This is a genomic window from Acuticoccus kalidii (assembly GCF_021556395.1).
GTDB lineage: Bacteria > Pseudomonadota > Alphaproteobacteria > Rhizobiales > Amorphaceae > Acuticoccus > Acuticoccus kalidii.
On sequence record NZ_JAKGCS010000011.1, the window covers coordinates 1 to 19,432 of the forward strand.

Below are 19,432 nucleotides of genomic sequence, written 5' to 3' on the forward strand. Positions count from 1 at the left end.
CCCGGCTGACGCGGTTGAGACCGTCCCAGACGATCGTCCGGTTGATCGCGGCAAAACCCTGGACCGTCTCGAGATTGCCGTTGGCGTCATAGGTGAGGCTGCCGCCGCGGATCGCCGTCGGCGCGTGCGGGCGCGGCTGGCCGGCGGCGGGGTAGGTGTAGTGCCCCATACCGGTCTTGAAGGTGAGGTTGCCGTTCGGATCGTAGCTGTAGTCGGTCAGCGTGTCCGTCGCGGTGTTGCGCGCATAATCGAGCCGGCCGGCGGTGTCGTAATAATAGGCCCACTGATCGGCCTCGGTCGGCCCGCCGGTCGAGGTGATCCGGCCCGCCCCGTCTCGCGTGAAGGTCCGCCGCCACAGGCGCGTGCCGCCGCGCATGAGGTCGATCTCGTCGAGCCAGCCCCGCTCGGCGTCATAGGTCCACTCGGCACGAACGCCGTTGGCATAGTCGCGGGCGGTGAGCTGGCCCCTTGCATCGTAGCTCGAGCCGGTGACGAGCTCGGGAACGACAGTCGGCTTGCCGGTGGCGGTGTAGACCCACGGGTCGTTCCCGGCCCCGATGCGGTCTCCGTCCGGATACTCGATCCACCGTGTGAAGCCGGCATTGAAATAGCTCTCGGTCCGCTCGTACGTTGCCCCGTTCGCCGTGAAGGTCTGCGTCGTGACGAGCCCGCGCGGGTCATAATCGTAGGTGTAGGTGACGTTGTCGTTCGACGCCGTCGTCAGCTCACCCTTGTTGAACGCGTTCGGCCGCACCTCGTCATAGGTGAGCGTATCGGTGGAGGCCGAGTTCGTCCCCGCGCGCATCGTGCGCGAGAGCGACGGCGGTCATGAAGTTTCGGGCGAGTTTATCGAAACGGGTGGCGATGTAGCAGAAGTGCTTCAGCTTGTTGAAGGAGCGCTCGACGAGATTGCGCAGCCGGTAGAGGTGGGGCGCGACGGTGCGGATGACACGAACGTTGCGCTGGCTTGGGATGGGGCCGCGCGCGCCCCGACCCGCGCTCGCGATCCGCCGCGGCGAGGCCCGCTGACCTCCGGCCGGGACGCCCGGCCTTCAGATAACTCCGCCGCTGCGCAGGGCCGCGATCCGCTCCGCGTCGTACCCCAGCGCTTCGAGGACGGGGGTGGTGTCGGCGCCGAGTTCGGGGGCGGGGCGGCGCATGTCGCACGGCGCCTCGGACAGCTTCATAGGAAAGCCCACCATGCGGATCGGCCCGCGGCCGGGATGGTCCACCTCGCACACCATCTCGCGCGCCAGGATCTGCGGATCCTCGAACACTTCGGGGTAGGTCAGCACCCGCCCGCACGGCACGCCCGCCGCGTTCAGGACGTCGATCCAGTGGTCGCGGGTGTCCTCGCCGATCTTGGCGTCGATGATCGCGTTGACCCGGGGGCGGTTCTTCATCCGCGCGGCGTTGGTGGCGAACTCAGGCCCCGACAACGCGTCGCGCAGCCCCAGCGCATCCATCAGGCGCCCGTAGATCTGATCGTTGCTGGGCGCGATCGCGACGTCGCCGTCCTTGGCGCGGAACACGCCGTAGGGCGCCACGACCGGATGGTCGTTGCCGGTGCGCTCCATCGCCTCGCCGGTGGCGAGGTAATTGGCGGCGAAATAGGACGCGAATGAGAGGATCGAATCGACGAGCGCCACGTCGATCCGCTCGCCTTGGCCCGTCACCTCCCGCCGACGCAGCGCCGCCGACACCGCGAGGGCGCCGTAGAGCCCGGCGACGAGGTCCGAGATCGGCAGGCCCGCCCGCAGCGGTTCACGGTCCGGATAGCCGGTCGAGCTCATGAACCCGCTCATCGCCTGGGCGATGAAGTCGAACGACGGGCGGTCCTTGTAGGGGCCCGTCTGGCCGTAGCCCGAGATGGAGCAAACGACGAGGTCCGGCTTCAGCCCCTTCAGCACCTCTGAGGTGAGGCCCATGGCGTCGAGCACGGTGGGGCGGAAATTCTCCACCAGGACGTCGGCGGTTCGGATGAGGTCCTCGAGGACCGCCATTCCCTCCGCCGTTCGCAGATTGAGCTTCACCGACCGTTTGTTGCGATTGAAGCCGGCGAAATACCAGGAGAAGCCGTTGCGCATCCCCCCTTGGCCGCGGATCTGGTCTCCAGCCGGGGTCTCCACCTTGATCACCTCCGCGCCGAGATCAGCGAGGAGCATGGTGGAGAAGGGGCCGGCGAGCACGCGGGTGAGATCGACGATGCGGATCCCGGCGAGCGGGCCTTGCGACATGAAGCGCTCCAATGGTCAGACCTGGCCCGGCAGCCACAGGACGACGGCCGGAAAGACGGTCGCGATGCCGAGAACGACGAGCGACCACAAGAGGAAGGGCACCACGGCCCGGATGATGGGCAATAGCGGCATCTGCCCGATGCCGGCCACCACGAACAGGAGCAGCCCCACCGGCGGCGTCAGCATCCCGATCATCAGGTTCATCACCATGACGAGGCCGAGATGCACCGGGTCCAGCCCCAGCGCCGCACCGACCGGCAGCAAGGACGGAACGAAGATCACGAGCGCGGGAAGCGGCTCCAGAAAGCAGCCGATCACGAGCAGGATCAGGTTGATGAGGAGGAGTCCCAGCAGGGGATTGGACGTGAGCGAGAGGATGCCGCCGGCGATAGCATCGTTGATCTTCGCCTCCGCGAGCAGCCAGCCGAACGGCCCCGCCGCCGCCAGCAGGAAGAGCACCGCCGCGGACGAGCGCGTGGCGAGGAAGATCACCTGCATCAGCTTTTTGAGGCCGATGGCGCGGTAGACGAACACCGAGACGAGGAGCGCGTAGAGCGCCGCGAGGGCGGACGCCTCGATGTCGGTGACGTAGCCGAACCGCATTCCGAGCAGGATTATGATCGGCATCCCGAGCGCGAACAGCGAGTACTGCGTGGTGGCGAGGATCGCACGCAGCGTCTGGCGGGGGCGTGAGGGATAGTTGCGGGCCCGCGCGATCAGCCAGCAGATGACCATGAATCCCGCCGCCAGCATCACGCCCGGCACGATCCCCGCCATGAAGAGCTTGACGACGGAGACGTTGGCCATCACCGCGTAGATGATCATCGGAACCGACGGCGGGATGATCGGCCCCAGCATCGCGCCGGAGGCGACGACGGCGCCGGCATAGCCCGCCGGATAGCCCTCCTTGCGCATCGCCGGGATGAGGAGGCCGCCGGTCGCCGCCGCGTCTGCCACGGCCGAGCCGGACACGCCCGCCATGATGAGGTTTGAGGTGATCGACACCTGGCTGAGACCGCCTTTGACATGGCCGACGACGGACAGCGACCAGTCGACCAGCCGTCGCGTCAGCCCACCATGGTTCATGATCTCGGCGGCGAGCACGAACAGCGGGATCGTCACGAGCGTGGAGTTGTTGACCGCGTTCGACATGGTGAGCGGCACCATGATGAGATCGACGGGATAGACCGGGTGCAGGACCATCCCGACGATGGCGGCGGCGACCATCGACAGGCCGACGTCGAAGCCAACGAGGACGGCGCCGAGGAAGACAAGGAAGATGAGGGTCAGCACGTCCGATCCTCTGCAGCGGTGTCGCGATCGGCTGGCGGCGCGCCCCACCGGGCGAGCCGCCGCACGAGACGCATGCCGACGACGACCATCGCCGCCGCGGAACTGACGGCGAGGGCGAGGAAGGTGGCGTCGGAGGAGAAGGGCGTGCCCATGATGACCTGGCCGGCCCCGACCTCCACCAGGCGCCAGACCTTCCATTGGATGACGCCAAAGATGCCGATGGCGGCGACGTCGCTCAGGATGTCCCGTAGGGCGAGGAGGCGTACCGGCAGCATCCCATCGACGAGGTCGACACGGATGTTCGTGCCCGCCCGGAAGGCGAGCACGATGCCGAGGAAGGTTAGCCAGACGAGCGCGAGCTGCGCGATCTGGTCGTAGGCGTTGAAGTGGGTGTCGTAGATATAGCGGTCGGACGCCGAGCCGAGCGTGAAGACCGCGACGACGATCATAACGAGCGTCGCCGCGACCTTGACAGCGAAGGCGAGGCCCGCCTCGATCCGCGCGAGAAAGTCGAGCATGTCGGGGGCCTCCGCCGGGTCAGTTCTGGTCTTGCATCGCGCGGATCTGAGCGACCAGACCCTCGGGCCAGGTCGTCCCCTCGAACTGTTTGTAGACGTCCTTCAGCGCCTCTTCGAAAGCCGCGCGGTCGGGCTCGGTGTAGGTCACGCCCGCTGCCTCGAGGATCTCGCGGGCTTGGGCGTCGAGCGCGTTCGTGGCGTCGGTCGAGACCTTGCCGGCGGCCTTCCCGGCCTCGCGGAAGATCGCCTTGTCTTCGTCCGACAGGCGGTTCCACACTTGCTCGGAGATGAACCAGCCGGTGACGCCGTAGACGTGGTCGGTGGCGGACCAGTGCTTGGCGACCTCGTGGTATTTCGGTGGGATGGCGAGCTCGAAACCGTTGTCCTGGCCGTCGACGATGCCGCGTGACAGGGCGTTGTAGATCTCGGTCATGCCGAGCGAGGTGATCTTGGTGCCGAGCGTCTCGAACGTCGCCTCATAGATGTCCATGCCGGCGACGCGCATCCTGAGGCCTTCGAGGTCCTCGGGCGTTTCGATGGGACCCTTCGTCGTCTGGATCGCGCGGGGGGAGCGATCACCGTAGGCGGCGAAGATCCGAACGCCCGTGCGATCTGCGATGTCCGCGTAGATCTTCTGGAAGAGGTCCGAGTTCAGCACCATGGCGGCGTCAGCCTTGGTGGCGAACAGGTAGGGAACGATCGCGACCTTGATCTCCTCAGCCCCCTTCAGGAAGGCGGCGACGGTGACGTCGAAGTAGGCCATGTCGATGGTCCCGAGCTGCATGCCGGTCAGGAGCTGCTGCATATCGCCGAGCTGGCCGTCGGTGTAGACCTCGACCGCGATGCGGCCTTCGGTCCGGTCCTCGACGATGTCCGAGAAGGCGTTCATGGCCTGCGCCCACGGGCTCGTCGACGTGGCGAAGGTGCCCATGCGCAGGGTCATCTCCTGCGCGAAGGCCGGCAGCGCCGTCAGCGCCGCGAGGCCGGCCGCGGCGATGGCGGTGGCGAATGTGTTCATGGTCCGTGTTCCTCCCGTTTTATGGGCCCCGGCGACCGCCGGTGGCGGATGGGGGAGCGCACCTCGCGGCGCGCGCCCGCGGCTCCCGACGATACCGGGAGGCGAAGCGCCGAAGGCCCTGGCGTGTGGGGCCTCAGAACGCGTGGCAAGAAGCGCATTCAGGAAAATTGGAGCCGGTTTTCCGTTCGGAATGCGCGTCGCTTTAGAAGCGCCAGTGGACAGGCTCGGCCCCCTTCACCGGCGCCGGCATGTGGAGGATCCGGCTGCCGAACAGGGTGCCGAGATAGATCGTGGAGAGGTCGGCGCCGCCGAAAGCGAGGCTGGCGAGGTTGCCGAGCGCGCGCTTGCCGCCGGTGTCGATCAGCGGGCGCGCGCACTCGCCGGCGTCGAACCGCGCGATGCAGTCGGCGAGGACATCCGGGTCGGCGTCCTCCAGCACGATCTCCTGGCGTCCGTCCGCGTGCGTGCGCACCACGCGGTTGGAGCAGACCGAGACGATCCAGACCCCGCCCTCAGCATCGAAGGTGAGCCCGTCGGGGAAGGTGCCGGGGCCATACTGGGCGACCAACTCCTTGGCGCCGAGGTCGCCGTTCGGTGCGATGGCGTAGCGCGAGGTGCGCTGGCCCATGGTCTCATTGACGTAGAGCCACGCACCGGTCGGATCGACGACGCCCTCGTTGGTGAAGTCGATGTCCTCGGCGACGATGCGCGCGTCGGCGCCGTCCCCCTCCATCACGAGGATGAAGCCGTCGCCGCGACCCTTGAACATCATCGTCTCGCGGGGGACCTGCCGGGTGGAGACCGTCACCCAGGTGCGCCCCTCGCGGTCGATGCCGACGAAGTTCGTCGGCGGTAGCGGCGCGCCCTCGATCTCGAGGAGACGCGGCGTCAGCGTGCCGTCGTCCGCCATGTGGTAGACGCCGCCGCTTGGACCGAGATTGGCGATGAGGAAGGTCCGGTCCGCCAGCAGCGCGATGCCGTTGGGGAGGAATCCCTCTGGGGCTTCCTTGGCGAGGATGTGGCGCGTTCGTCCGACCGGGTCGACGTGGCTGACGCCGCCGACGCCGTGTCCAGCGCAATAGGACACGTAGAGATCACCGGTGCGCGTGGTGAGCACGCATTCGGGTCGCGCGAGCGCGTCGCCGACCCCGCCGAGCGCTCCCGGCGTGAAGCCGTCCATAGTCGTCCTCCCAAGCATCGGCCCGCTCGTTCCGCGGCACCTCGGCGGCCGGGCGGCAGACATCTGACGGAGCCGGCGCGCTGATGCCACGACGGCTTGATGAGAGGTTATGGCGGCGAACGGGCGCGGGAGAAGCCGTGGTTCGGAACACCCTCGTTCTGAATCGGCGAACTCCCGACGGGTGCGGCCGATTTCGGAAGGGACGCGTCGCCCGGACCGCCTTGCCCATCGCCGTTTGCCGATTCCAGCGGCTTCGAAAATGGTCTAGCATCACGAAACGATGAAAAACCGTGCTGCCGGCCCCTGCGGAGCGCGCCTGTGCGATCGCCCGACTTCGTCGAGACGACCAGCCTGGTCGAAAGCGCGCCCATGATTCGCTTCGATCTCACCACGCTGCGCATCTTCGTGGCGGTGTACAATCTCAAAAGCCTCACCAAGGCAGCGGAGCAGGAGCACATCGCCTCCTCCGCCGTCAGCAAGCGCATCAACGACCTCGAGACCGAGCTCGATGTGCAGCTCTTCTACCGCCACCCGCGCGGGGTCAGCGCCACGCCCGCGGGGGAGGCGCTCGCCCACCACGCTCGCGCGCTGTTCGAATCCGTCAACGAGATGGCGGCGGACCTCTCCACCTATGCCGGCGGCACGCGTGGTCAGGTCCGCATCCATGCCCACTCCTCGGCGATGCACCAGTTCCTACCGCGCGAGATCGCGAGCTTCACGCGCCTCCACCCAGACATCCGCATCGTCGTGCGGGAAGAGACGACCCCCAATGTCATCCAGTCGATGCAGGACGGGATCGCCGACATCGGCGTCCTCGCCGGGCACATCCCGCTGCCCGCTGGGCTGACGGCGATCGCGTGGCGGGAGGATCATCTGATCGCGCTCCTGCCGGCATCCGATCCTCTCGCTGCGAGCCGATCGCTGCGCTTCAGCGCTCTCGCCGAGCGCTCCTTCATCAGTCTGGAGACCGGCAGCTCGTTGCAAATCCTGCTGTCGGAGGCGGCAGAGGCGCAAGGCTTCACCATCGACCCGATCCTCGAGGTCACCACCTTCGGCTCGGCGATCGAGATGGCGGCCGCGGGCCTCGGCTTCGCGGTAATGCCGAAAGGCGTAGTGCCGGAAAACCCACGCGTCGTCAGCGTTCGGTTGGAGGACGAGTGGGCGCACCGCACTCTGTCGATCTGCATGCGCTCCTCGGGCCGCCTCAACGCCTCCGTGCGCCTCATGCTGCGCCATCTTCGCGGCGAGGCGGAGGTTTATCGACCGGAGAGGCCGCCCCTTCCCAACCGATAATGGTCGCGACCCGCCTCGTCCTCTAGGGAATCGCCCGAGAGATAGGGAGATGCGCCATGACCGCGACCGAAGTCGAAATCGTCGAAGTGGGACCGCGCGACGGGCTCCAGAACATCGCCAAGTTCATTCCGACCGAGGTGAAGATCGACCTCATCCGCCGCATTGCGGACGCCGGCTTTACGCGGATGGAGCTCGGCTCCTTCGTCAGCCCCAAGGCGATCCCGCAGATGCAGGACATGGAGGCCGTCATGGCGGGCTTGCCGCCGATGCCGACCGTCGCCGGCATGACGCTCGTCCCCAACGCCAAGGGCGCGCGGCGGGCAGTGGCGGCGGGCGTGAAGAACCTCATCTTCGTCCTCTCGGTCTCCGAGGCGCACAACCAGTCCAACGTGCGTCGCTCGACCGAGGCCTCGATCGCCGACTTTAAGGCGATGCTGGAGGAGATCGACCCGCTGAACGAGCTGACGATCCGCGTCGGTCTCGCCACCTGCTTCCACTGCCCGTTCGACGGGGTGACGGACGAGGGCCAGGTGATGGCCATGCTCGAGAAGATCATCCCGCTGCGGGAGGGGATGGACTACGCCATCAGCGACACGACCGGGATGGCGACGCCCGCGCACGTGAAAAGCCTCACCAAGCGCTGCATCGATACCTTCGGCGGCAGCGCGCGCTTCGGCTTCCACGGTCACGACACGGCCGGTTTCGGCATCGCCAACGTCCTCGCCGCGATGGACAGTGGCATCCGCTCCTTTGACACCTCGGTGGCGGGGCTCGGGGGCTGCCCCTTCGCGCCGGGCGCGACCGGCAACATTCCGAGCGAGGACGTCGTCTACCTGTTCCAGCGCCTCGGCGTGACGACGGGCATCGACCTCGAAAAGTTGCTCGACGCTGGTACGATGATCCTCGCCGAAAGTGGCTCGCCTATGGCGAGCCACGCCCGCGCCATCCCGCGAGCACGCCTGTTTGCCGATCTCCTCGGCATCCCGCCGAGCCAGGCCGTTGCAGCCTAGGCAGGACCCATAAGCACGATCCGTTAAGGCGGATCTGATCCACGATCTCCGAAGGGAGATCGCCATGATCCGAGAGTATTCTCGGCTGAGCGATGCGCAGTTCGGGAGCCTCGTACCGCTGCTGCCCACAGACCCGCGAGGCAAACCGCGGGTCGATGAGGCCAGAGAACGGCAGCATTCACTTGCGCACTGGCGACGTTCTTCCGCTATGGTCCCCCGCGCCCCCTCGGCAAAAGCGGGCCGAGAGGCTTGGGGCGATGGGTGGTCTCGGCTTTCAAGCGCTGGTCAGGGATTGCCTTTGTCGGGATCGCATCGCTAGGCTCACATTACACGCTCGATTTCGCGAGGGTTTGCGAGGGTTTGCGAGGGTTTGCGAGGGTTTGCGAGGGTTTGCGAGGGTCGCAAACAACCCTCTCCGCAAAATTCCAGTTTAAAATCAACGACGTACGTCTCTCTGCGAGGGTTTGCGAGGGTTCTCGCGCGCGCACGCGTGAGGGATCGAATTCTGGCTTTAAATCGAGTTTTTCTTCATATGCGTAAATACTAGAAAACCCTCGCAAACCCTCGCAGAGAGAGATTAAGATATTGAAATAAAAGGGGGAATCGAGTTCGCGGGGCCGCCGTCGACCCTCGCAAACCCTCGCAAACCTTCGCAGACCCTCGCAGCGCTCAGGAAATCCGGGGTTTTTGTTCCCTGGCATGAGACGATCGGCTGGAAACGGCCCCGTATGGAGCCAGAGCGCGCCTGTGCGTCGACGTGCATCGGGAAGGCGGTTTCGTCGAAAGCGTCCTCTCGCTTTGAGATCAAGATTCTGGGTGTGCCCCATATGGCCCTCAGGGCGACGGAGAGGCGCATCTTTTTCCAAGGGACCCAAGGGGCCCAAATTGACGCTCATGGCTCTCACGAGCCTCCCAGGGCCGTTTAACGGCGCCCTAGGGAGGCCGGCGGGCATCGGTGGGCGCGTTGCACCAATCTGATCCCAAAACTGAGATCAATCGATGCAACGCCCTCGCGCTGCGAGATGGCTGTCCGCATCCTATCCGAGCAAGCGGGACCGCTCGACATGCGTCGCGGCTGCGACGAGCACCTCGCAACCCTTGCGGCTGAGCGATCCGACACCGGCCGAGGCGTGCTGAGCTTCGAAAAGCACGCGATCATGGGTCAGCGATAATACCGCCGAGGACCCATCCGACTGGGATTGCCTTTGCGGGACTCTCACCGGTACGCTCACGGCTTCCGCAGCGCAGCCTACTCTCGACATTGCGAGGGTTGCGAGGGTTGGGCGAGGGTCAAAAGCGAACCCTCGCAGGTAAAAATCGCTTTTCAATCAATGACATAGTGGCGACTTGCGAGGGTGCGAGGGTTCTCGCGCGCGCGTACGTTTGGGGGCTGGGCAGTGACCCCCTTGTCGCCCTCTTTCGAATTTTTTCTCATACGTACACACGAGATAACCCTCGCAACCCTCGCAGAGATTCATTATGCCTTTGAAATAAAAGGGAAAATTGCCTGCGAGGGTTCGCTTTTGACCCTCGCCCAACCCTCGCAACCCTCGCAACATTCAGGAAATCCGGGGCTTTTGTTCCGCGGAAGGCGACCGGAAGAACGGAAACGCCGGTATTGGCGGGATGTTGGGGTCGGTTGACTGTGTGCCGGCGTCGGTTCGCTCAGCTTTGCCAGAAGCCGACCAACCGCTCCGGGCCCTTGATCCTGGATATGGCTCAGGAGGCTCTCAGGCGGCCGGAGATAAGCATCTTTGCTTTGGATGGGTAGGGCCCCATCAATGGAGTAGGCGCGCCACGGCGCCCCCAGGCGCGTCTAAACGCCATGCGCGGGAGGCGATGACACACTGCAAGTCGCTCTATCGGGATGAGCCGCGTTCGCTAATCCGCCGGGGGAGGGGCAAAGTTCAGCGCCCCACGGCGTGGACCGGCGGGGGACCCTAATTTTTCAATGCGCCGGAATTGGAGGCAAAAAGCCACCTGCCCAACCGGGTTGACCGCCTGTCTTCCGTTGGGTGCCCCCACAACGCGGATAGAGACCTCGGGGGGAGAGGGGGCTGTTTCCTACTCGTGACCTTCCGGTTCGGGTGCCGGACGCTGAATTCCGATTCTTTGGGGCACATAGCGGACGACCTATGAGCCTAGTACTGGCCTGCTGCCGGCTTCGTGGACACCGAGATAGGGTGTTCGAAGTACCGGAGGATTGGAATGCGGAGAAGGAAGTTCAGCCGCGAGTTCAAGCTTGAGGCGGTGACGCGCGTCGGCTGCGTCCGAGATCGATCTCGCCCCAATCCTCGCCCATGACGGCGTCGAGGCTGAGACGTAGGCCGGCGCGGATCGGCCTCTTGCCAAGCTGAAGCGGCTGCTTGCCGATGCGATGCTCGACAACACCGCGTTGAAAGACCTTATCGTCCGAAAATGTTGACGTCCGCCGCCAAGCGGATCGCTGTCGCCCATCTCGTGGAAATGCGCGATGAGCTCTTGAACGAGACGCTGTTCGCCAGCCTCGCCCATGCCCGAAGCGTCATGGCCCGCTGGGTCGCCGACTACAACCACGACAGGCCGCACTCGGCGCTCGGTTATTCCACGTCGGTGGCCTACGCCGCCCAACTTACCGCAATGGGCGATCGGCTCCTCGTAATGGGGGCGCTCCGCCGATCGCCCATTGCTCCGCCAGCGCAACAGCGTCGCAAACGCCGACCCCGTGTTCAATTGGATGAACCGCGGGGGTCACAGCAAGGTGGTTCTACTAAAAGCTCAATCTGCTAGGCTATCAGATGCACTCGACCCTGGCGGAGAACCGACCAAGCCGGGGTCGAATGGTGCGGCAGACGACAATCTTCCGTTCTGAGGGGCAAGCCGCTCCGCTTCAGGCCTTGCCAGCCTGTTCGTCATAGAGGTCCATGAGGATCTCCAGCATGTCGGCGTATTTTCGCCGGTCCGCTTTGCAGAGCGCTTTGAACCGGTCGAGAACGGCATTCGGTCCGCGCATGTTCAGCTGTCCCTCGTCAGGCGCTTCCCGGCTCGGAAAGCTGGAGGCTCGGTCGACGGCCTGGCGCGCACGGCCGCTCGTGGCGGTTGGGGCACGCTTTGGCGAGGGCTTATCCGGTGCGGCTGGCGCAGGTTTCGCCGTTCGGCTCTTCGGGAGGTCAAAATCATCGAGGCTGTCGAATGCCGGGATGTCCAGTGCTTCTCTATTGCCCGCCATCACGCCACCTGCCTCTCGTCACCACTCTGGCGAAGCGCCCGCAGCTTCGCGATCGCTTCATTGCGGAACGCCTCGACGTTCGCGATCGCCTTCTCGAGGTTGTTGACGTTCTTCGGGTCGAGGGAGCGCACGCTGCCACCAGTGGAGAACACCGACGAATAGGCGTCGCGCTCGTCGATTTCCGTCTCAAACGTGTCGATGCGGTCGTTGTCACGAAATTGGGACGCAATGTGCCGAGCAGTCCGAGACTTCACGTACCTCGTCTGCGTGAACAGGACAGCGTACGGGATCTTGCGTCGTACGGCCTTCATGTTGCGATGGATTTCCATGATGATGTCGAGCGCCGCATTCGCGTCCTGCTCCTGCTCCTTCATCGGCACGATCACAAAATCGGCCTGGCTCATCGCATAGCTGACGAGCTTGGAAGCGACGCCTTCCAGATCGATGATCACGAAGACGGAGTTCTCGGCCGCCTCCTCGATCTCTTCGAGGATGGAATTTTCACCATTGGAGGTGATGACGCGCATGTTCGGCGGCACCTGGTCCGCCCTGCGCTTTCGTTTGGCCTCGGCGTTCTCGTCACTCTTGCCAGCCTGGATCTGGCTCGGGTGCTGACCGGCCCAGGTCGAGATTGGTCGCCGCGGATCGGCATCGATGACGGTGACGGGTTTGGATTCGGCGAGCTCGCAGGCAAGCAGCAAAGCGCTTGTGGTTTTTCCTGAGCCTCCTTTCGAGTTTGCAAAAGCGATGATGGGCATGGGTGGTTCCTATGGAGTGGTTTGCGACCAGGAGCGATTCTAGTGCGAAATACCTTACAATACCATATGATATAAAATGATAAGAAATCATATGATAGCATATCGTATCTCAAGATATAAAATGATATCATGAGCTATGACGGCGCGCCTCGCTTCTCACGCCAGGTTTGGCAGAATTTCACGAAGTGCCGGGGCGGGTGTTTCGGCTCGATCTCATTCTCCCCGAGCCACTGCCGCCACTCCCGCTCGAGATAGTGCACATCCCATCCCGGCGCCGCTTCGCGCGCATCATGATAGGCTTCCGGGTCGAGCTGGCCTTCCCAGGCAGAAGAGGGGAGGGTGGCCGCCATCGAGCCCCGGTTGTGGAACATCACCATGTCGGCCACAGGGTCGAAGGAAACGCTATAGTCCGGCAAGTGGTCGTGCTCGGCCAGGTGCCGAACCGAACGCCTGAACTCTTTCAAGTCGGCCTTGGACCCCGATTTCTTGAGCAGGGTCTGCAAGCCAATCCGCCAGCTGTCCTGCTGCCCGCAATGCTTGCGCGCAATCTCATAGATTCGGCGCTCGATCGGCTTGCGCAGCCTGAAATAGTCCCGGTGAAGCGTTAGAACCTCCTGCGCCCGGATGGCGTTGAAGACCCACTCCGAGAGCGTGACATCCACCCAAAGAAGCCGGCCGTCGAGGCCGTGCTTGCGACGGACAGAGGAGGCTTCGATCAATCCGAACGTATCGATCTGCTCTTCGTCGCCCGTGCGGATGTTCGTCGAGATGGTTGTGCCGCGCAGTCGCTCCAAGGCATCGACCAAGGCCACGTAGTCCTTGCCCGCTGTGCCCCTATTGGCAAAGCGAAGCAGATCATGGGAATTGATCCGAATTCGAGGGCTGATCTTCTCGTTAATTTTTATCTTCGCAAAGATTTTCGAGATACAATAGATCAGAATATCCTTGTCATAGATCGTGGCGAGGCCTTTAACGGAGGGAGTTATTTCCAGCCAGTTTCCGTTATGCTCATACCGCCGGACCGTTGTTTCTGGTTTTTTGGATAGGGAATAGAAGGGATGCTCCATATGCGCCATCACATCCTTCAGAACCGCATCGGCCACATCGCAGATGAACAGATCATGCTGCGGATGCCGGTCGGGAATGAGTTGGCTCACATTATTCGGGGTTTCATCCACCATACCTCATCTTTCGGGGTTTCGCCCACTGAGTCAACGATTTTCGGGGTTTCACCCACCGGCACCGAGATTCGGGGTATCACCCACCGAGATTCGGGGTTTCACCCACCGAGATTCGGGGTTTTACCCACCAACCATTCCGAATTTCACTCTTAAATCAGTCCCTTATGAGTGCTCATCCACAGCGTAACACAAATTCTAACTCATAATTTAACACCAGCACCAATCCCGAACCGCTCCTCCGTGCAAGACGCAAATGCTGCATTTCCTACCCTCCGCTCGCACTCCCTCGCTTCGCCCCGGGCCTACGGCCTAGCCTAAAGCGGTATTTGGCCCGGGCCTCATCCTCTTTCATTTTTTGAAAGCGACATCACCGCCAAGCCTCAATCTACTCCGATAGAGCAAGCAAAAACGCCGCAGTGCCGCTCTCGAAGAAAGCGTGTGGTCGTCTCAGAGACCAAGATGGCGACCTCAATGCCGGCGGAACGGCTTTGCGGCGGCTATTTCCAGCCCTCACATAAGCGAAACGACGTTTGGACAGGTCCGGGAGGGGTCAAGTACCAAGAGCACTCAGCAGCGCCCAAAAAAGCCGTTCCCTCTGCCGGCGGAACGAGGGTCACCGGCCACGGCTCCGGCAACCTGACTCGCACCAGGTCCTCCACGTCCGTTCCGGCCCCTGCGAGATGCCTTCCGCCACTAATGGGACGAGCCATCTCTTGTTTCAAAAGCTGGACCCATCTGCGCCGCAAGTTCTACCAACTCCACGTCGTCGGCTCATCACGGCCGGCGGCATTTTCGAGGGGCGCGGAAAAAGCAGGAAAACCGATCATCAAGGGTCGTCGGCGAGGCGGCCTGCCTCATAAGCAGGCAGCGCATTTTTCCAATGCAACTTGCCAATTCGGAATATTGCTCCTGTGGACAGCTCCGAACAAGGCGAGAGCGCCGAGACTGGGTCCGTCGATCAGGCCAACACCGGGGATTCGACCGCCGGCTCGACTGCGACGACGACCGACCAGAATCAGGCTTCGAGTTCGGAAATGGAAGACGCGCCGTCGGCCGAACAATCCGCGCCGACGGTGCGCGCCGACGATACACTCCCCGCTCAGCTTCAGGCGCCGACCTCGATTTTGCCCGAGCCCGAGACCTATTCGAACGGCGCGTTCGGACATCGCATCGCGATCGACGTGCCGGACTATTACGACATCACGCCCGCGCTCAGCCTCGTCTACAGCTCCAACCAGCGCCTGCGATATAGCGGCCTCGTGAAGGGGTTGACGGGCGTCGGCATGCGTCTCGACGGCATTCCGGTCATCGATCGTGCCCGGCCCGGTCGCGGCACGCCGCAATTCAACAGCGACGATATCTATCTGTTGAATGGTCGGGAGATGGTGGCGTGCGCGGACATCGACGTCGCGAGCCCCAGTTGCGACAATGGCGGCAATTACGTCATGCGGGTCGAGGATTTCCGGAAGATCCGCAACAATACCGGGCCGAACACGTGGACGATTACGCGGCGGGACGGCGTAAAACTCTTTTTCAAGCCGGTCAGTGCGTTCAGCTCGGCGACAGGGTCGACCGGTGACGAGAACCGGCTGCTCAACAACTATCGATGGCTTCTCGCCTCGATCACCGACACCAACGGCCGGGTGGTCACGTACGACTATGCGTGCTTCCAGATCGCCTACTGCATCCCGAGCTCGATCAGCTACAACGCCTACGAGATCCGCTTCTATCACGAAGCCCGTCCTGATCCCTTTTCCTATGCCACCGGGGCCGGGCTCCTCACGGTCAACCGCCGTCTGACCACGATCGAGGTGCGGGCGAACGGGGCGACCCAGGGTGCCTATCGGCTGGATTACAACAACAACGCCCTCGACGGCGTCTCGCAGCTGGCGAACGTCTGGCGCTATGGAAGCAATGTCAGCATCTCGGGCGGGGTGGTGACGGGCGGCACGCGCCTTCCTGCCACGAGTTTTACCGCAAACCGCGTCAACCCGGCTTGGGCCCAGACCAACACCAATGACAAGGCACGCGAGTGGCCCTATCTCGCGGGTGACGTCACCGGGGACAACAAGGACGACCTGATCCTCCCCCAGATCAAGGGGCCGCCGAGCGGTTCGGTGTCCGCGGGCGACTGTCTCGTCTATGTCCGACGGCAAGGCGTCGAGGCCCAAGCGACTTACACCGTTCCGAACGTCACTTCACCCTATTGTCGCACGAAACCCGGCGAGGTCGTGAGCTTCCGATCGGGCGACATGAACGGAGACGGGCGATCCGACCTCATCCGCTTCTCCTATTGTCGGCAGGAGGACGAGAACGGTCAGCTCGCCCATGAGCGGATCGCCGTCGACGTCTACTATTTCGGGCCGTCGAGCATTAGCAGCGCCTCGCGCATCTTCACGCAAGGGAACGTGACCGCGAATGATTGCGTCGAGCCAGTCCGCTTTTCTCTCAAGTACAATGTGGTCGCCGATTTCGACGGGGACGGCATCGACGACATCCTGATCCCGACCTATGGCGACGTTTTCTTCGGGCGGACCGGCGGAACCCCGACCCGGAAGAACTTTGGACGCACCTTGTGTGTGAACGTCCTCGACCCGAGGACCTGCGAGGTTGTCGCCCTCGATGCGTTCGGTCTCGGTAAGGCCGACGTCATGCACCTCACCGCCGGGGGCAATTCTCGGGTCTTCACCTGGTCGCCGGACGATCAGCAGTTCAATCGGGTGCTCTCCGAACAGAACACCACGATGCCGAAGCTCATAGTGCAGCCCGGCACCGCACCGAACTCTCCGATGATCGCCGACATCAACGGCGACGGCCTCGACGATTTTGTCTCGAACCTCGCCAATACCAACACCAACACACCCTCGATGCGCGTGTTCCTCAACACGGGCAAGGGCTTTGAGCAACGCAGCTTCCCGATCGCCGGCGCCGACCGGACGACCTTCCCGGCAGGGCTCGGCCGGTGGGTTCTCGGCGACTTCAACGGCGACGGTCGCGCCGATATCAATATGGTGGAGACGACCTGGTACGCGGGCTCGATCCCCCCTGCCGTCCTGTTGTCGACCGGGAACGGCTTCGCCTACCAGAATGCCGGGTTCACACAGGCCGGCGGGACCGCCGATTTCAACGGCGACGGCCTCGCCGATTTCCTCGGCGAGATCGGGGTCAACTTCAACACCGACGGCGACATCGCCGTCCGAACCTCGGCCCGCCCGCCGCAAAATCTCGTCCACGAGCTCACGATCCCGTTCGGCGCCACCACGACGATCGATTATCGACCGTCCTCGGATTGGAACAACGGTCCGTTGCCCTTCGTCATGCAGACGGTCAGGGAGCTGCAGGTCGACGATGGGCGGGGCACGACCTCCCGCACGACATTCTCCTATAGTGGCGGGTCGTGGAGCACATCGGAGCGGGAGTTTCTGGGCTTTCGCAACGTCACGGCCCGTCTGCCGCAGGTTCCGGGCGAGGCGGGGCGCCCGCGTCTGCAGATCACCTATTACCAGCTCTTCGCCGCGATCGGCCTGCCCTCATCGGTCGAGCGCTATGACGGGGCCGATACGCTCGTCTCGCGCGATACGAAGGATGTGACCTCCCGCAACGGCGTTCTGCCTTATCGCGCGCTCGTCACGGAAGAGAAGTCCGTTCTCGTCCAGGCTGGCCGGGATGATAAAGGGCGTCGCTCGACCTATACCCATGATGCGTTCGGGCTCGTCCGCAGGCAGCACGACTTTGCCGTGCCGACGAGTGCGGGAGGCGCGCGAACCACCAACACGACGTTCATCCGCAACGAATCCATCTACCTCGTCAATCTGCCCCGCACGATCGTCGTCTACACGGGCAATGGGACCGACGGCGCGATCCTGCGGCGAACCAGTCATTTCTATTCCGGCGCCACCGACTACGACACGCTGCCGACGAACACGAACCTCACCCGGGTCTCGCGCTATCTCGAGAGCGAGGATCGCTGGACCGAGACCGATTTCACGTATGATGCGACCTGGGGCAACCTGACGTCCGAGACGACGCCGCTCGGACACACGACGTCGTATGAATACGATGCGGTCTTCCATCAGTTCGTCACGAAGACGACGCATCCGGAAGGCCTCGTCGAGCGGGCGAGGTGGAACAATCTCTGCCTGGCGCCGGCGACGTCCACGGACGTCAACGGCAGCGTCACCACCTATCAGTACGATGCCCTCTGCCGAGAGATCGACGTCACCCTTCCGGGGAACGACTTCCGGCGGACCGATTATATCAACCTTGGGGATCCGACGAACCAGCGCATTCTCGTTCAGCGGCATGGTGTTTCGGGGCTTCAGCGGTTCGTCTCTTACAATTTCGACGGTCTCGGCCGGGTCTATCTCACCCGCCAACCGCAGGCCGCCGGCGAGATCATTCGCGTCAATACGGGCTTCGATGCCCGTGGCAATGTCCGCAGCACGAGCGCTCCCTATTTCGAAGGCGCCTCCAACATCTACACCACGAGCATCGAGTATGATGCCCTGAACCGGGAGGTTCGCCGCCTCTTTCCCGACGGGAACGCGATCGACACGCGCTACGATGTCCCGCTGAGCGTCAACTACGCGCTCAACACGATCGTGACGAACGAGGTCGGCGTCGAGACGCAATCCTTCACCGACGGCTTCGGACGAACGACCCTCATCATCGTCGATCGGGCGAACATCAGCGCCCAGACGCGCTTCAACTATGACGGCCTCGATCAATTGCGGTCGGCGAGCGACAGCGCCGGGAACACGGCGAACTACGCCTATGACACGCTGGGGCGCCGCACGGTCGCAAACGACCCGAACTCCGGGCGTTGGATCTTCCAATATGACGACGACGACCGCCTGACGCGGCGGGTCGACGCCAAAACGCAGCGCACCGACTTCACCTATGACGGTCTGAACCGGATGACCTCGCGCACGATGCGCGCGGGGACGAACTCGGCCTCCACCGATACGCTCACCTATGACGAGGTGCGGCCGAACGCGTTCAACAAGGGTGAGCTGACGACGGCGTCGAACGACAACGTCACCTACACCTACGATTATGACCCGCGCGGGCTCGTCACGACGCAGACCTTCACGGCGAACGGGGCAACGTACGAGCGGACCGAGAGCTATTTCAATGCCGGCTTCACACGGTGGATCGAGTATCCGGACGGAGACCGCATCGGGGCCGGGAACGACCCGTGGGTCTACACCGCCACCGGCAAGCCGACTGTCGTTCCCGAGCTCGTCACCGGCTCGAGCTACGATGCAAGGGGCCAGCTCACCGCCCGCGACTATGCCAACGGCGTTCGTGCCGAGTGGACCTATGACGCCGAGCGGGGCTGGCTCGACGAGATCGACCTCATGCGCGGCGGCACGCGCCTGTGGCGGCGGACCTTCACGCGAGACGGGGCGGGCCGGATCACCTCGACCGGCGGGCCGACCGAGGCCGATCAGTGGGCCTATTATTACGACACCGCCGGCCGGCTCGATTATGCGCGCAACACCGCGACGGACACGCTGACCGACTACAGCTACGATCCGAACGGCAACCTCACCTTCAAGACCGGTATGGGGCACTACACCTACCCCGCCGCCGGCCAGCCGCGCCCGCACGCGCCGACGGCGATCCGCGGCGGCAGCCTCACCTATGACGCCAACGGCAATCTCGAGACGGTCCAGGGTTTTGCCGCGATCAACCGGACGATCGTCTGGGACGGTCTCAACCGCGTCAGCCGGG

12 protein-coding genes and 1 pseudogene are annotated in these 19,432 nt (G+C 63.8%); 4 read left to right on the forward strand and 9 right to left on the reverse strand.

The features are described 5' to 3' along the window. From L1787_RS07325 to L1787_RS07350, 6 genes are all read right to left on the reverse strand, one after another. Positions 1-805, reverse strand: an 805-nt coding sequence (locus L1787_RS07325) for an RHS repeat domain-containing protein (protein WP_235708041.1), incomplete at its 3' end; no start/stop codon positions are given. Between the two features lie 247 nt (positions 806-1,052). After that, on the reverse strand, positions 1,053-2,237 hold the full coding sequence (locus tag L1787_RS07330; protein ID WP_235708042.1) for a CaiB/BaiF CoA transferase family protein: 1,185 nt from the start codon (positions 2,235-2,237) through the stop codon (positions 1,053-1,055). A 15-nt stretch (positions 2,238-2,252) separates the two neighbouring features. Further along, positions 2,253-3,530 carry a TRAP transporter large permease gene (locus tag L1787_RS07335; protein WP_235708043.1) on the reverse strand — a complete coding sequence of 426 codons (1,278 nt, stop codon included), beginning with the start codon at positions 3,528-3,530 and terminating at the stop codon, positions 2,253-2,255. Beyond that, a complete protein-coding gene (locus L1787_RS07340; protein WP_235708044.1) occupies positions 3,524-4,048 on the reverse strand; it encodes a TRAP transporter small permease in 525 nt (174 codons plus the stop codon). Before L1787_RS07340 ends, L1787_RS07335 begins: the two co-directional genes overlap by 7 nt. A 19-nt stretch (positions 4,049-4,067) precedes the next feature. Continuing rightward, on the reverse strand, positions 4,068-5,066 hold the full coding sequence (locus L1787_RS07345; protein ID WP_235708045.1) for a TRAP transporter substrate-binding protein: 999 nt from the start codon (positions 5,064-5,066) through the stop codon (positions 4,068-4,070). 202 nt (positions 5,067-5,268) lie between these two features. Then, complete coding sequence (locus L1787_RS07350) at positions 5,269-6,246, reverse strand: SMP-30/gluconolactonase/LRE family protein (protein WP_235708046.1); 978 nt, start codon at positions 6,244-6,246, stop codon at positions 5,269-5,271. 318 nt (positions 6,247-6,564) lie between these two features. On the opposite strand from L1787_RS07350, the gene L1787_RS07355 reads away from it, so the two are divergent. The 3 genes and pseudogenes from L1787_RS07355 to L1787_RS07365 all read left to right on the forward strand — a co-directional run. After that, complete coding sequence (locus L1787_RS07355; protein ID WP_235708047.1) at positions 6,565-7,539, forward strand: LysR family transcriptional regulator; 975 nt, start codon at positions 6,565-6,567, stop codon at positions 7,537-7,539. A 56-nt stretch (positions 7,540-7,595) separates the two neighbouring features. Next, on the forward strand, positions 7,596-8,549 hold the full coding sequence (locus tag L1787_RS07360) for a hydroxymethylglutaryl-CoA lyase (RefSeq protein ID WP_235708048.1): 954 nt from the start codon (positions 7,596-7,598) through the stop codon (positions 8,547-8,549). Positions 8,550-11,015: 2,466 nt separating this feature from the next. After that, positions 11,016-11,318: pseudogene (locus L1787_RS07365) on the forward strand (integrase core domain-containing protein); the annotation flags it as partial. Between the two features lie 100 nt (positions 11,319-11,418). On the opposite strand, the gene L1787_RS07370 reads toward L1787_RS07365, so the two are convergent. The 3 genes from L1787_RS07370 to L1787_RS07380 form a co-directional block, all read right to left on the reverse strand. Further along, positions 11,419-11,757 (reverse strand): hypothetical protein, encoded by a 339-nt coding sequence (locus L1787_RS07370; protein WP_235708049.1) that lies wholly within the window; start codon positions 11,755-11,757, stop codon positions 11,419-11,421. Next, the gene (locus tag L1787_RS07375) at positions 11,757-12,515 is read right to left on the reverse strand and encodes a ParA family protein (protein ID WP_235708050.1); all 759 of its coding nucleotides are present in this window, start codon (positions 12,513-12,515) and stop codon (positions 11,757-11,759) included. The genes L1787_RS07370 and L1787_RS07375 overlap by 1 nt, the downstream gene beginning before the upstream one ends. 134 nt (positions 12,516-12,649) lie before the next feature. Further along, positions 12,650-13,696: a replication initiator protein A gene (locus tag L1787_RS07380; RefSeq protein ID WP_235708051.1), complete on the reverse strand. Its 1,047-nt coding sequence runs from the start codon at positions 13,694-13,696 to the stop codon at positions 12,650-12,652. Between the two features lie 911 nt (positions 13,697-14,607). On the opposite strand from L1787_RS07380, the gene L1787_RS25980 reads away from it, so the two are divergent. Next, positions 14,608-19,432: toxin TcdB middle/N-terminal domain-containing protein (locus L1787_RS25980; protein ID WP_235708052.1), on the forward strand; the 4,825-nt coding region annotated here is incomplete at its 3' end.

Excerpts from the sequence above, each read along its gene's own strand:
- L1787_RS07330 (WP_235708042.1), bottom strand. The coding sequence starts at position 2,237 with ATGTCGCAAGGCCCGCTCGCCGGGATCCGCATCGTCGATCTCACCCGC.
- L1787_RS07340 (WP_235708044.1), bottom strand. The coding sequence starts at position 4,048 with ATGCTCGACTTTCTCGCGCGGATCGAGGCGGGCCTCGCCTTCGCTGTC.
- L1787_RS07345 (WP_235708045.1), bottom strand. The coding sequence starts at position 5,066 with ATGAACACATTCGCCACCGCCATCGCCGCGGCCGGCCTCGCGGCGCTG.
- L1787_RS07350 (WP_235708046.1), bottom strand. The coding sequence starts at position 6,246 with ATGGACGGCTTCACGCCGGGAGCGCTCGGCGGGGTCGGCGACGCGCTC.
- L1787_RS07360 (WP_235708048.1), top strand. The coding sequence starts at position 7,596 with ATGACCGCGACCGAAGTCGAAATCGTCGAAGTGGGACCGCGCGACGGG.
- L1787_RS07370 (WP_235708049.1), bottom strand. The coding sequence starts at position 11,757 with ATGGCGGGCAATAGAGAAGCACTGGACATCCCGGCATTCGACAGCCTC.
- L1787_RS07375 (WP_235708050.1), bottom strand. The coding sequence starts at position 12,515 with ATGCCCATCATCGCTTTTGCAAACTCGAAAGGAGGCTCAGGAAAAACC.
- L1787_RS07380 (WP_235708051.1), bottom strand. The coding sequence starts at position 13,696 with ATGGTGGATGAAACCCCGAATAATGTGAGCCAACTCATTCCCGACCGG.